Raw genomic sequence first — 13,420 nt, 5'->3', positions numbered from 1 at the left:
ATATCCTTCATCTAAGTTGGCGGAGCCAACGTCAACTCAGATGAGACACCATAAAAAAACCACAGCTCGAAAAAGCTGTGGTTTTCCAAACGTATTAGAGATTAGAACAATACGCGAGCGCGGATTGTACCTTCTACGTTATGAAGTGTATCAAGTGCTTCAGCAGAAGCTGTAGCATCAACGTCCATGACTAAATAACCCACATCACCTTTGGTCATAAGAGACTGACCAGAGATGTTAATGCCGTGTTCAGCAAACAGGTTGTTGATTTTAGACAACACGCCTGGAATATTTTTGTGAATGTGAAGTAAGCGGTGTTTACCTTCAGTCAACGGAAGCGCAATTTCAGGGAAGTTAACTGCTGACAATGTCATACCTTTGTCAGAGTAAGCAACGAATTTCTCTGCAACTTCTAGACCGATGTTTGCTTGAGCTTCCATCGTAGAACCACCCACGTGCGGTGTTAAAATCACGTTCGGGATATTACGTAGTGGAGAAATAAACTCTTCACCGTTCGCTTTAGGCTCTTTCGGGAATACGTCAACAGCAGCACCAGCCAAATGACCTGATTTCAGAGCATCAGCTAAATCTTCAATTACTACACATGTACCACGTGCAGCATTGATGAAGATTGAACCTTGTTTCATCTGAGCAAATTGCTCTTTGGTCATGAAATTACGTGTAGAAGGAACATCTGGCACGTGTAGTGATACAACATCAGCATTTGCAAGAAGTTCGCCCATTGAGCCAACTTGGCGAGCATTACCTAAAGGTAATTTTGTTACTGTATCAAAGTAAATCACTTTCATACCCATGCTTTCAGCAAGGACAGAAAGTTGTGAACCAATTGAACCGTAACCCACAATACCTAAAGTTTTACCACGTGTTTCAAATGAACCTACTGCAGATTTGTTCCAACCACCTGCATGTGTATCTGTAGATTTTTCAGGTACACGACGAAGGAGAAGAATAGCTTCAGCTAATACAAGTTCAGCAACAGAACGAGTATTTGAGTATGGTGCGTTGAACACTGGAATACCACGGCTCATCGCAGCATTTAAGTTCACTTGGTTTGTACCAATACAGAAACAACCGACCGCGATCAATTTATTCGCAGCTTCAAAAACTTCTTCAGTTAATTGTGTGCGCGAACGAATACCGATGAAGTGAGCATCTTTAATCGCTTCTTTCAGCGCTTCACCTTCAAGCGCAGTTTTACGATAGTCGATGTTGGTGTATCCAGCAGCATTCAAAGTGTCGATTGCGTTTTGGTGAACGCCTTCTAACAATAGGAAACGAATTTTATCTTTAGGCAAAGAGAGATGTTGGCTCATTACGGCTCCGCTACAAAGGCCAAATTTAGTGGCAGTATGATAGCATACGTGAGCGTGCTATATACATTTCCTTTATGACTTGAGCTATGGATATTTTTGCAAGATATAGTCCTTATCAGACAAACTGCGGTTGAATTAACTGCATCATATCTAAGTAACATTCGCAAAATGTCTGATTTTATCGGGGTTTCATGGGAAAATGCTTTATAATGCACAATCGTGAAATTGACTCATCCAGTCGTGGTGATATTTTCTTCACATTCGCTTAACAAATACGCTTTTAAAATCTTGATTAAAGGTTTGTTTTTTAAGCAATCTACAACTTGTATCTTTCTTGCTAGGTCTGCAAACGATGAATGCTCCAGTTGCTTTAACCCCAGAGTTATTGACTCAATTAACGTCAATTGTTGGTGAAAACCGTATCAAAACTGATGCGGACAGCCTACAAAATTGGGGACGCGATCACACTAAACATTTTGATCCAAACCCATCAGTCATCGTTTTTCCTTCGACGACTGAACAAGTTCAGGCAATTGTGAAACTAGCAAACCAATTTAATGTTGCTGTGACACCATCAGGTGGTCGTACGGGTCTTTCTGCAGGTGCTGTCGCTGCTAACGGTGAAATCGTGGTCAGCATGGACAAGATGAACCAAATTTTGGAATTCTTCCCAGCAGACCGTATGGTGCGTGTACAAGCAGGTGTGGTGACTGAGCAACTTCAGAACTATGCTGAAGAGCAAGGTATGTATTATCCAGTTGATTTCGCTTCAGCTGGTTCATCACAAATTGGCGGTAACATCGGTACTAATGCTGGTGGTATTAAAGTCATTAAATACGGTATGACACGTAACTGGGTACTCGGTCTGACTGTAGTCACTGGTAAAGGTGATGTGCTGCGTTTAAACAAAGGCATGATCAAGAATGCGACAGGTTATGCGTTGCAACACTTATTTATTGGTGGTGAAGGTACTTTAGGTTTAGTGACTGAAGCGGAAATTAAACTTGAGCGTCAACCACAAGATCTGCAAGTAATGGTGCTTGGTGTACCTGACTTTGATGCAGTGATGCCAGTTCTTCACGCGTTCCAAGCGAAAATTGATTTAACTGCGTTCGAGTTCTTCGGTGAACTTGCGATGCAAAAAGTATTGGCAAATGGTCACGTGCAACGTCCATTTGAAACTGAATGCCCATTCTATGTATTGCTTGAGTTTGAAGCGCCATTTGAGCCAATTATGGACAAGGCAATGGAAATCTTTGAGCATTGTATGGAACAAGGTTGGGTACTTGATGGCGTGCTTAGTCAAAGCTTAGACCAAGTAGAAAGCTTGTGGCGTCTGCGTGAAGATATTTCTGAGTCAATCGCACCATTTATCCCATACAAAAATGATATTTCAGTGCTCATCACACACGTACCTGTATTCATTAAAGAAATTGATGCAATTGTTGCTGACAATTATCCTGACTTTGAAATCTGCTGGTTTGGTCATATTGGCGATGGTAACTTGCACTTAAATATCTTAAAGCCTGAAAATTTAACCAAAGATGAATTCTTTGCGAAATGTCAGGTGGTGAACAAGTATGTATTTGATACTGTGAAAAAGTATGATGGTTCAATTTCTGCGGAACATGGTGTGGGTATGACGAAGAAGCCATATCTTGAGTACACACGTTCAGCTGAAGAAATTGAATATATGAAAGCGCTCAAACAAGTATTTGATCCAAATGGGATTATGAATCCAGGTAAATTATTTGATTTGAATTAAGCAAATCCCAAACAGCACTTCGGTGCTGTTTTTTTTATGCCAGCCAAAGGATATCGAGTGATATACATTTGATCCTGAAAAAAATAGCATACATATCTGTTCTTTTTTGTCACAACAGTTCAGAACATCATATGTAAAAGATCAATGGCGAACTGAGTAAAACAATGATGATGAAAATAATGACCACAGTTGGTCTAGTTAGCATGATGCTCACGGGGTGTGCTACTACGAAAAATGTTATTTCTAAAGTACATGGGAATGACACTCCTTTAGAGCAAGTCTTGAAGCTACATCCTAAATTACGCAATGAACTTGCGACTGTTGAATTACGTCAGTATTTCAATCGTGTCGAAGCACCGACCGTAGCAGAAGTCAAAGTGACACAAACAGGCTTGATGGATGACTCAATTGCTGCCGAACGCTTTATCTATAGTTTTAAATTGAACGATGGTAAATGGCAGCAAGTGAATAAGAAAACTGAATACAAATGTGTGCGTGGAAAAAATACAAAATCTTTCCAAACCGCGCTTTGTCCATGACATCAGACCAGAAATTCGGTTTAAAAAGGCATAGTGAGTTATGCCTTTTTTATTGCGTGCTATTGAGTCGAATAAGGATGAGCAGACGAGAAGCGCCACTCACGATAGCAAATATAGCCCATCGCTAAAATGGGAAAAATCATACATAAGAAGCCAAACAACATATAAGTAATCGCACCTAATATTGCCCCTGAACTGAAGGACAAAATAGTCGGTAAGATTTTTAGAATATTTTGTTTGGCAATTTGTTTGCGTTCTTCTGATACATGAGGCGTTCCATAAGCAATAGTACAATCAATGGTGAGTTGAGCAAGATTGCCCGTCATTAAGGTTGAGGTAGCCATTGTAGATAGTAATGTTCGGATAATGGCATTTCGAATTCCCATTGCAGCAATGCCCAATGTTGCGGTAAGTATTGCGCTAAATTCAGCCAAAGTATAAAACGGGCTGAAATTAAGTCCCGCCAGCATGAAGAGCGTTAACAGTATTGTCTCTGCAATAAAGAACCCAAGTAAGATGTTCGGATATTTGTCTTTCCAACGTTGTTCACACCATGCGGTAATACCAATCGTAAATACGAAAATGCCAATAAAAAGAGCCCACAGTCCTAATCCTCCCAGGATCGTTTCTTTGCCTGCAGTTACGATATAGCCAGTAACATGATTGGTATAAATGCCAAATAATGAAATAAATCCAACGGTATTTAGCCAACCACCGACGAGCGATAGAATCGAAGCTTCATGATGATGTCGCCAGCGATTTTTAATTGGTATGTAGCATTTTGACATAGTTCTAAAAGCTCAAGGTGTACTGAGAGATTACATCGACAAAACAAGTGTTTTCTCGAGTCTGCAGATCCTTTGCTTTGTGGAATTAGTCCACATGAACATTAAGTAATTAAAAGTTTCATATTGATCACTGGTGAATGTTCAGATTAGATGATTTCTAACATTTTATATGTTTCAAATTGCATCAAATTTTGATGACAAAAATATTTCAATTGATAAAACACAACTGGAAGCATCATAAAATTAACGTAGAGTGAAATCTAAAACCGCATTAAACTAAAGTCATTCAATAAATAAGATAAAAAATGAAAACACTCGCTTTTATCCATCGTAACGACAGTCATTTTTCAGTTGGTGACTTTAATCCGGTTGTGTCTGTTTTTTCACACTATGAACTGGGAAATACAGTATCCCCATTTTTGCTTCTCGATCATATTGGTCCCGGTACGTTGAAACCCTCTCAACTGCGTAAAGGTGTTGAAGAACATCCACATCGTGGTTTTGAGACAGTCACGTTCGTGTATGAAGGTGAGTTAGAGCATTGGGATTCGCAAGGTGGTGGAGGTGTTATTCAGAAAGGTGATGTACAGTGGATGACTGCTGCATCAGGCATTATTCATAAAGAAAAATTTAGTGAGTCATTTTCCCGAGAAGGTGGACGATTTGAAATGATTCAGCTGTGGGTGAATTTGCCAGCAACTGCAAAAAAATCGAATCCGCGTTATCAAAGCTTACTCAAATCTAATATCCCGGTTGTAGATTTAGCTCATGATGCGGGTACTGCGCGTGTCATTGCTGGAGCCTTTATGCAAGTGCAAGGACCAGCATTAGTCCATAGTCCTTTGCTGGTTTTGGATTTGGATTTAAAAGCAGGTCACACACTCACATTACCAGCAGGACATTTGGATACCACACTGATGTATATGCGCCGTGGTAAAGTTGAATTTGGCATAGATGATGAATTGCTGACTGATCAGGGAATGGCGGTGTTTTCAAGTCATGGTGAAAACGTTGAATTCACCACATTGTCTGATAGCAAAATTTTATATCTCATGGGGCAGCCGCTGAACGAACCTTTAGTCGGGCGTGGTTTTTATGTCATGAATACACAAGATGAGATTGTTGAAGCGATTGAGGAAATGAAGCATGGTACTTTTTTGAAAAGTCATGCAATTGCTGCCAAATGATGTCAATATTTGGGTGAGAAATTGATTTGCGATAAAGGCTAAATTTTCGTTTAATTTTCAGACTTTGTTTCTCAACTAAGGGTTACAAAAACGCAAAACTTTGTCATGGCGTTGTGATGCATTTCACGTAAACTACGCTTCCAAAAAATATTCAAACATGTGAAAAAAACATGCAAAAGGTGAGTAAAGCAACCTTAAGTCGGGCAACAATTATGTTTCCTTTGGCATTGGTGCTCTTCGAATTTTCAGTCTATATCTGTAATGATCTTGTACAACCTGCGATGCTTACGATTACACGTGAGTTTGGTGTAGGCAGTGAGTGGGCGCCATCATCCATGTCTTTCTTTTTATTGGGTGGAGCATGTTTGGCGTGGTTTTTAGGACCGTTATCAGATCGCTTAGGTCGTAAAAAAGTACTCCTTGGAGGTGTTTTCTTTTTTGTGGTCTGCTGTTTGCTCATTTTATTCACCCAGTCTATAGAGCAATTTCTTGCATTTCGTTTTTTACAAGGGATTGGGCTGACCATTATTTCAGCTGTGGGTTATGCTGCCATCCAAGAAATTTTTGAAGAAAGAGATGCGATTAAAGTCATGGCCTTAATGGCGAATATTTCATTGATCGCACCATTACTTGGTCCTGTGCTAGGCGCATTTATGGTAGACCATGTGTCTTGGCATTGGGGTTTCATTGGGATTGCCTTTTTAGCAGCCTTAAGTTGGTTTGGTCTTAAAGCAAAAATGCCTGAGCAGCATTTGAGTATTCCAAAGCAACCATTAAGCTATGTATGGGATGACTTCAAAGCCATTTTTAAAAATAAAAAATTTATGGGCTTGGCTTTGTCAGTACCCATGGTCTCAATTCCACTGATTTTGTGGATCGCTATGTCACCTGTAATTTTAGTCGAGCAGCTCGGTCTGACCAATATGCAATATGGCTATGCACAGGTGCCTGTATTGGGTGGTTTAATTATTGGAAATATTGTCCTGATTCGCGTCATTGATCGCTATGCAGTAGGAAAGACCGTGGTAGTTGCATTGCCGTTGATGTTGGTTGGAACGCTTATCGTTTTGGCTGGTGCGATTTGGCAGGATTATTTGTTATGGTGCTTAATTATCGGCATGACCTTAATCAGTTTTGGTGAGGGCTGTAGTTTTTCTGTGCTTTATCGTTTCAGTTTAGATGCATCTGAGGTATCTAAAGGAACTGTTGCTGCCGCAGTAGGCATGATTATGATGATTGCATTCTTTGTTGTGATCGAAATTGTACGCATTATGTATGAATCTTACGGCACGATGGCATATGCATTGGCTTGTTTTATCCTTATTGCACTGTGGTTTAGTGCTCCAAGAAAAATTGTTCATCAGATCATGCAAGAAAGAGCCACTTCAGCATAAAAAAATCCTCCTTGTGGAGGATTTTTTTAATCATTGTATTTGTTCGAGATGTTTGAGTTTACGATCAAAAATAAAAGGGGCAAAGGGTAGAACGGAAGCTATCAGCCCAAGAATAAATACATTGATAGACCACTTTTGCTTCTCGCATACCACAAATAATACGACTAAAAACAGCACAAATAGAACGCCATGTCCCATGCCAATATATTTCACATAAATAGGCTGATCTAACATATATTTCATTGGCATGGCAAAAAAGAGCAGTAGTAGGAATGAAATCCCTTCAAGTAAACCAATAATACGTAAAGACTTAATATTCATTCTCAAACCCCACAAAAGACGACATCCTATTTTACCTAATCGTTGTTGTAGCAAAGTCAGAAACTATGTGGACTAGATCGCATTGTTTAAGGGAAATATAATTTATAATAATCGCTTTTTATGATAGTAGATTTAAAAATAAGCTAATATGTCAATCATGTCTATAAAGATGGATATGAAGTGATACTCACAACATTTTATAGATCATCAGCGAAATAAAAAAGGACTAAGCTAGAGCTTAATCCTTTGATGAGTCTTGGGTGTAGCTTAGCGTATAACACCACATGCCACACGATCACCTCCACCACCTAGTGGTTTAGGTTGGTCTGAATAATTGTCACCACCTGCGTGTACCATGATGGATAGACCTTGAATGTCTGCAAGTGTAAGACGTGGTGCAATCACTTGTGTTTTTGCATTACCTGACGCGTCAACGTTCAATACAGGCAAGTCACCTAGATGACCATCATTTGGCGTACCATGCCCAGGCGCTTGATTTGGATTGTAATGTCCACCAGCGGCAAGAGCAGCGCCCATTTTTCCATCTTTTTCAGCAGGCTCACATGAGCCTTTTTCATGGATATGGAACCCGTGATATCCAGGTGATAATTTAGTTAAGTCCGTTGTGATTACAAGACCTTTGTCACTATCTTGGAAGCTAATCGTTCCAATTTGATCATGAACTCCTTGAGCACTCACCGCATTTACAGGAATGGTTTGGATTTTAGTGTTGGATTCTTTGGATGCAGATGTATTTTGCGTTGCTGCACATCCCACAAAGCCTAAACTCAGCAATGCACTGAGCATAGAAATTTTGAATGCTGAAACTTTCGATTGCATTTGCATGCTGTTCTATCCTTGTTCCATGTAAGTGATAACGCATTGAAACAAATTTGGCATTTAGCAACAAGAACGATTTAAGTATTTGATTGTATAGATTTCTTATCAGTAAAAATAAAACACCACTTATGAGAGTGGTGTTTCATTGTCTTGATCGTAGGCCATCGTGGCTTTAGGCACGGGTTCTGGTTCCAGTGTTTCATGTAACCATTCACGCCAAATGGCTAAAAGAATGGCGAGAATTACAGGACCAATAAAGAGTCCAACTAAACCAAAGCTCGCTAACCCCCCCAATACACCAAACATGATCAATAAGAACGGAATTTGAGTAGCACCTGAAATGACCAAAGGACGAATGACATTGTCGGCTGTACTCACCACACAAACGCCCCAAGCCATTACACCAATTGCCTCAACGGTCTGACCTTGTGAAAATAACCACAGTGAAACAGCACCATATGCCACTGGAGGGCCAAAAGGAATCAGCGCCATGATAAAGGTCATAATGGTTAAAAGCATTGGATTTGGAACACCAGCAACGTAATAGCTGATTCCTGCCAATATCGACTGTGCAACGGCAGTCAAACCAACACCATATACCACTGCACGCGTTGTTTCAGAGATCGTGTCGATATAATGTTGGATACGTGGACCAATGACTTTCTCCATCGCTTTACTGACCTGTTGAACAATCGTTTGTCCATCACGGTAAAAGAAAAATAGAGAGAGCATGGCAAAACCAAGTTTGACTAAATTTTTGGTAATTTCGCTAATTACGAATTTACCGTAATTTAGATGTCCTTGAATCCATACACTAATGTTACTAAAAAGTGCATTTGGGTCGGCATTGATGTCACGTACAATTCGAGAAACTTCTTTACCTACAATGGGTAATTCACGTATCACATCAGGAACGGTGATATGACCAGAAGCCAGTTGGCGCTGTAAATCAAAGAATAAGTTTCGACCTTCATGTTGAAGTAAGAAGATAGCAAAAGTGAACGGTAAACCGACAACGAGTGCCAATAAGAACGTCATAACAGACGCACCCAATGTAGGTCGATTACCACACCAAGCGAGAATACGTTTGTATAAAGGCCAAGTCATATAGGCGATAATACAAGCCCATAACACAGGTACGATAAAGTATTTGACAATGTCATATCCCAAATAAAGCAGAATAAAAAACAAGCCAAATAAAAGTACACGCTGTAAAGTTGGATTAAAATCTTGCACTAAAGTCTCTGATCTATATTCTTGATTTTCAAACGTATCTGCCGCACATCTGATTCATTTCGAGTATGCATTTAACATCATATATGAAAATGAAAAAAAAGTGCGACGACAATCTATATTCTTTATTTAGAACCAATCACTTGGATCATCAATTAAAACATCTAACAAGGGTTGCCATTGTTGTTGTATTGATAAATAAGTTTTTTGATTTTTATCAAAAATGTTGAGACCCTGCATCGCCAATTGACCATAAGCTGTTCGTTCAGAAATCCAAGCAACAGGTTGTTGATCAATTTTGGTAAAGAACTGTTGGATCTCTTGAGCACTCTGACTATTTGGTTTGACACGATTTGCCACCAAATGAACTTGAACTTTACCTTTCCGAATACGTTTAATGTCATGGATGTGTTTTAAGAAGCGACGCGTGCTGTCGATATCAAAAAAAGAAGGTTGCAGAGGTGTGACCACTGCATGACATTCTGCAATTAATTGTTCAGCGTGCTCACCTGTTAATGCGCCTGGAGCATCAATAATCAGATAATCAAGATTTTTCGGTGCATCACCAATCGATTTTTCATGGCGCCAGTCTAAACTTTGAATGTGTGTTGCTGATTCTGGGCGCTGCTTTAACCATTGCAATGCAGATTTTTGATTGTCCGCATCCGCCAATGCAACTTTATAACCTTTCTGTGCGAGTGCTGTCGCCAGCGTAATCGCAGAAATTGTTTTTCCACAGCCACCTTTTTGGTTGGCAATCAGTATCGTTTTCATGAGTTTAAAATTATACATGCTTCAAATAAGGTCTGATCTTAGCTTAGCATTAAAATCAGCCAAAACGCGCATACATGACAAAAGTTTAGTTCTTGTTTAAATTGTCCGCATAACAAGTCATAGAGAACGTCAATGTCCATTTGGATGGCAATGTTAATAGGCGCCTGTATTGGCGTGGTAATCACCACAATGATGTTGAGCTCCACCCGCAATGGTCGCATCAAAGCAGAATATGAACAATATATTGCAGAGCTTGAACTTGAGCATCAACACGCATTAGCTGCTGCTCAAAAACGCAGTGTAAATACCAGTCGTGCGGTACTGAAAGGTAAAATGGCTGAACAATTAGCACCGATTATGCCTGAATTTCAATATTTACCCAGTGATGCTAAATTCTTAGGTGATCCTGTCGACTATGTGGTATTTGATGGATATACAGATTTCCGTGATGGTGATGGCGCAGCAGAAGATATTGAAGTTGTACTGATTGATATTAAAAGTGGTGGAGCACGGCTCACCAAAGGTCAGACGGCAATTGCGAATGCAATTGCCGAAGGGCGTGTGCGTTTTGAGACGATACGTATCGACTTTCAAGACTAGCTTGGATCAATAATCCACTATGTGAAGTGATCAGTTGGTTTTAGTCGCACGAGCAAGCATCATGCGACGACCTACTTTGGGCACTTCTTCTGCTTCGAAATAATCGAGTTCAGAAATCTCAAAGCCAGCATCAAGCAGTGCTTGCTCGATATTTCTGTTCAAATGACAACCATCAGCAATCACTTTCTGTACTGGCGTTAAAAGATCTTGTAGACGTTTTAAACTCTTTTGCTGTTGTGCATCGTAAGCGACATGTTCAACCAAATGCAAAGTGCCACCGATGCGTAATACACGTTTAATTTCATGTAGAACTTGTTGAACATGACTTACACTACACAATGTCCATGTGCTGACGACATGTTGAATAGATTGATCTTCAAATGGTAAATTTTCCGCTTTAGCATGAACATGTTCCACATGGAACGGTGCATCTTGAATACGTTGTTCAGCTAATTTGTATACATCTAGGCTCGGTTCAAGCGCATAGAGACTGTCCACAGCTTGATAAAATGGCAGGTTAATTCCTGTACCAAAACCAATTTCTAATACCTCACCTTGAATCGGAAGCAGAAGACGGCGTCTGCTGTCCATCATACTTGGTAACTGCATGACTTGATTCAGAATATGAGGGAATACTCGTTGCTGATAAAATTTGTAGATCATTTTTGTTCTTAACATCTTCCATTATTTGATTATTTTACACGTTGAATACACTTTTAACAGTAGACAAAATTGTGACTAAATCACGATAGATTGTTACTGTTCATCAATTTCCTTTTCAGAATGAAGTTCTAAGATAGATCATATAGATTTAGGTTAAATACAATTCAGTCGGATGTTGTCCATAGTAGATGTATGTGCTGCTGTTGAGTTGTTTTTGACACTTATAAAGAAGGATGGATGTCTGTTGAAAAAGTTAGTTCTCGCATTATGTATCGCCCTTGGTGGTGTTTCGGCTTATAGCTCTGCCAGTGTGAAGTCGAGCGACTTTAATATTGCCAATGGTTTACCCCCAGCTTCGGCAGATCAAAAAATTTCAGTATTGGAACCCTTTGAAGGGGAATTTCGTATTCTTGGTTCAAAAGAATATACCGATGATCCTCAAGCCCAATTTTCACCCATCGACTATGCAGTGACCCGCGGTATTTTCACAGAACCTGAAATTGCACGACAAATTTCGATTAATCAGTATGACCGCTATTTAAATTGGAAAATGGCAAAACCACCGATTCACCCACGTTTAGCAACACAGTTGGTGAGTAACATGCACATTATCCCGGCTAATCCAGAAATTGCGAAAGAAATTAAGAAAGTTCAACGCGGTGATCTGGTGCGCTTAGAAGGGGAATTGGTGCAAATCAATGCCAAAGATTTGGTGTGGAAGTCAGCTTTGGATTGGAATGGTATCGGTGATGGTGCATGCAAATTAATTCGCGTCGAATCAATTGAATGGTTAGAAAAGCGAAATATTTAAATATGATTTGAGATTGATGAGTTTGAAATGATTTTCAGCTCAAAGTTTTGATCATTAGATAAATGAGAGAGTGGGATCATGAGCGTTGGCAAGACATCCTTATGGATAAGTTTATGTATTGGCGTACTCGGGAGTAGTCTTGCCGCATGTCAAAATCCAGTCTCTGAAGTGCAAGCGGAGTCCCATCACTACACTGATCAGCAAAATTGTCCTGCACTATTGGTGATGAAAGTGGGTGAAACCTTAGAATTTAATGCAGCAGAAAATCCAAGTACGGGTTATCAATGGCAAATCATGCAACCGCTTCATCTCTTTAAAGTTGAAGAACAATATTTGGCGACTGAAAAATCAGAAGCGATGGTAGGTGTTGGAGGTAAAAAGACAGTGAAGCTGACTGCGCTAAAGCCTGGTCAGGAACTCATTGAATTGGCGTATGTGCGACCTTGGGAAGTTGCTCAAGACCGTACTCAAACAGACGTCCCAACATCGTGGCAATGTCGAGTACGTATTTCTTAAGCAGACAGAAGACCGTTTCTAAAATTGTGTTGTACTTTTACTATGTACGCTATTGTTCTTTCGTGACACTAGTATTTTGACTCCAATGTTGGAGTTGGGCTTTCGCAGTATAATAATCACTCATATTTCGAATTGCATCTTTAGGATTTCGAAGCTCATCTTCGGGAGACTGTTCGAGCTCTTGATAGACCTCAATCTGATTTTCCCAGTATTGATAAAATAAGCCTTGAATATATCTACCTTGTTCCGTCTTAAGATCTAATTCTTTCAACATATTGAGGGAGGACTGAATGAGATCTCGTTTACGCTGGAACTCCATATCCGCATTTAAATTGCCATCTGCTTTTAATTGCTGAAGTTCTTCATCTAGCTCATCGCTCAATTGCTCAAAACTTTGATCATATTGATTCAGCAAAGCAACGTCATGTGCGTCATTTGGAGTGGATTCAAATGATTTGATCGGCTGAGCTTCGATTTGTGTTTTCAATTCAACGGATGGATCAACGGATTCTTTTTGTTCGGTCTGAGAGTTTTGATCTGTTTTTTGGCATCCAATGAGCGTGAAAGGCATACTCAAGCAGAGTGCAAATATCGAAAGTCGAATAGGGTGAAGATTTGCCATCATGAGAGTCAATCCTCTGTTGGTTTTTTTAAT

The 13,420-nt window shown here is 39.8% G+C and carries 15 protein-coding genes; 7 read left to right on the top strand and 8 right to left on the bottom strand.

Features of this window, described 5'->3' with window-relative positions:
* Nucleotides 1-101 precede the first annotated feature (101 nt).
* A complete protein-coding gene (serA, locus tag FTV17_RS07275; protein WP_035264273.1) occupies nt 102-1,334 on the bottom strand; it encodes a phosphoglycerate dehydrogenase in 1,233 nt (410 codons plus the stop codon).
* A 352-nt stretch (nt 1,335-1,686) separates the two neighbouring features.
* On the opposite strand from serA, the gene FTV17_RS07270 reads away from it, so the two are divergent.
* Together FTV17_RS07270 and FTV17_RS07265 are read left to right on the top strand one after the other, a co-directional pair.
* A complete protein-coding gene (locus tag FTV17_RS07270; protein WP_179998762.1) occupies nt 1,687-3,099 on the top strand; it encodes an FAD-binding oxidoreductase in 1,413 nt (470 codons plus the stop codon).
* Nucleotides 3,100-3,278: 179 nt separating this feature from the next.
* Nucleotides 3,279-3,638, top strand: a complete 360-nt coding sequence (locus FTV17_RS07265; protein WP_257219901.1) for a hypothetical protein — start codon at nt 3,279-3,281, stop codon at nt 3,636-3,638.
* A gap of 59 nt (nt 3,639-3,697) precedes the next feature.
* On the opposite strand, the gene FTV17_RS07260 is transcribed toward FTV17_RS07265, so the two are convergent.
* Nucleotides 3,698-4,426, bottom strand: coding sequence for a YoaK family protein (locus tag FTV17_RS07260; RefSeq protein ID WP_179998761.1), 729 nt, complete (start codon nt 4,424-4,426; stop codon nt 3,698-3,700).
* A 305-nt stretch (nt 4,427-4,731) separates the two neighbouring features.
* Here FTV17_RS07260 and FTV17_RS07255 point away from each other — a divergent pair, with 305 nt between their 5' ends.
* Together FTV17_RS07255 and FTV17_RS07250 are read left to right on the top strand one after the other, a co-directional pair.
* On the top strand, nt 4,732-5,613 hold the full coding sequence (locus tag FTV17_RS07255) for a pirin family protein (RefSeq protein ID WP_179998760.1): 882 nt from the start codon (nt 4,732-4,734) through the stop codon (nt 5,611-5,613).
* A 170-nt stretch (nt 5,614-5,783) separates the two neighbouring features.
* Nucleotides 5,784-7,007, top strand: coding sequence for an MFS transporter (locus tag FTV17_RS07250; RefSeq protein ID WP_179998759.1), 1,224 nt, complete (start codon nt 5,784-5,786; stop codon nt 7,005-7,007).
* A 30-nt stretch (nt 7,008-7,037) separates the two neighbouring features.
* On the opposite strand, the gene FTV17_RS07245 is transcribed toward FTV17_RS07250, so the two are convergent.
* The 4 genes from FTV17_RS07245 to FTV17_RS07230 form a co-directional block, all read right to left on the bottom strand.
* On the bottom strand, nt 7,038-7,328 hold the full coding sequence (locus FTV17_RS07245) for a DUF3817 domain-containing protein (protein WP_179998758.1): 291 nt from the start codon (nt 7,326-7,328) through the stop codon (nt 7,038-7,040).
* 267 nt (nt 7,329-7,595) lie between these two features.
* Nucleotides 7,596-8,174: a superoxide dismutase [Cu-Zn] SodC gene (gene sodC, locus FTV17_RS07240; RefSeq protein WP_373687194.1), complete on the bottom strand. Its 579-nt coding sequence runs from the start codon at nt 8,172-8,174 to the stop codon at nt 7,596-7,598.
* Between the two features lie 120 nt (nt 8,175-8,294).
* Entirely contained in the window at nt 8,295-9,404 is a 1,110-nt protein-coding gene (locus FTV17_RS07235; protein WP_035264258.1) for an AI-2E family transporter, read from the bottom strand.
* A 126-nt stretch (nt 9,405-9,530) separates the two neighbouring features.
* Nucleotides 9,531-10,175 carry a ParA family protein gene (locus tag FTV17_RS07230; RefSeq protein ID WP_179998757.1) on the bottom strand — a complete coding sequence of 215 codons (645 nt, stop codon included), beginning with the start codon at nt 10,173-10,175 and terminating at the stop codon, nt 9,531-9,533.
* A 132-nt stretch (nt 10,176-10,307) separates the two neighbouring features.
* On the opposite strand from FTV17_RS07230, the gene FTV17_RS07225 reads away from it, so the two are divergent.
* Nucleotides 10,308-10,775: a Holliday junction resolvase-like protein gene (locus FTV17_RS07225; RefSeq protein WP_035264256.1), complete on the top strand. Its 468-nt coding sequence runs from the start codon at nt 10,308-10,310 to the stop codon at nt 10,773-10,775.
* A 30-nt stretch (nt 10,776-10,805) separates the two neighbouring features.
* Here FTV17_RS07225 and FTV17_RS07220 read toward each other — a convergent pair whose 3' ends face one another.
* Nucleotides 10,806-11,438, bottom strand: a complete 633-nt coding sequence (locus FTV17_RS07220) for a class I SAM-dependent methyltransferase (protein ID WP_035264378.1) — start codon at nt 11,436-11,438, stop codon at nt 10,806-10,808.
* A 244-nt stretch (nt 11,439-11,682) separates the two neighbouring features.
* On the opposite strand from FTV17_RS07220, the gene FTV17_RS07215 reads away from it, so the two are divergent.
* Both FTV17_RS07215 and FTV17_RS07210 read left to right on the top strand, forming a co-directional pair.
* On the top strand, nt 11,683-12,249 hold the full coding sequence (locus FTV17_RS07215) for a hypothetical protein (RefSeq protein WP_171076732.1): 567 nt from the start codon (nt 11,683-11,685) through the stop codon (nt 12,247-12,249).
* A gap of 78 nt (nt 12,250-12,327) precedes the next feature.
* On the top strand, nt 12,328-12,765 hold the full coding sequence (locus FTV17_RS07210; protein ID WP_179998756.1) for a protease inhibitor I42 family protein: 438 nt from the start codon (nt 12,328-12,330) through the stop codon (nt 12,763-12,765).
* A gap of 49 nt (nt 12,766-12,814) precedes the next feature.
* On the opposite strand, the gene FTV17_RS07205 is transcribed toward FTV17_RS07210, so the two are convergent.
* The gene (locus tag FTV17_RS07205) at nt 12,815-13,390 is read right to left on the bottom strand and encodes a hypothetical protein (protein WP_179998755.1); all 576 of its coding nucleotides are present in this window, start codon (nt 13,388-13,390) and stop codon (nt 12,815-12,817) included.
* Nucleotides 13,391-13,420 lie beyond the last annotated feature (30 nt).

Origin of the sequence: Acinetobacter sp. YH12239 (assembly GCF_013417635.1) — a bacterium.
Taxonomy (GTDB): domain Bacteria; phylum Pseudomonadota; class Gammaproteobacteria; order Pseudomonadales; family Moraxellaceae; genus Acinetobacter.
Note: the sequence above shows the minus strand (reverse complement) of the source record. Positions and strands in the feature narration are given on the sequence as shown.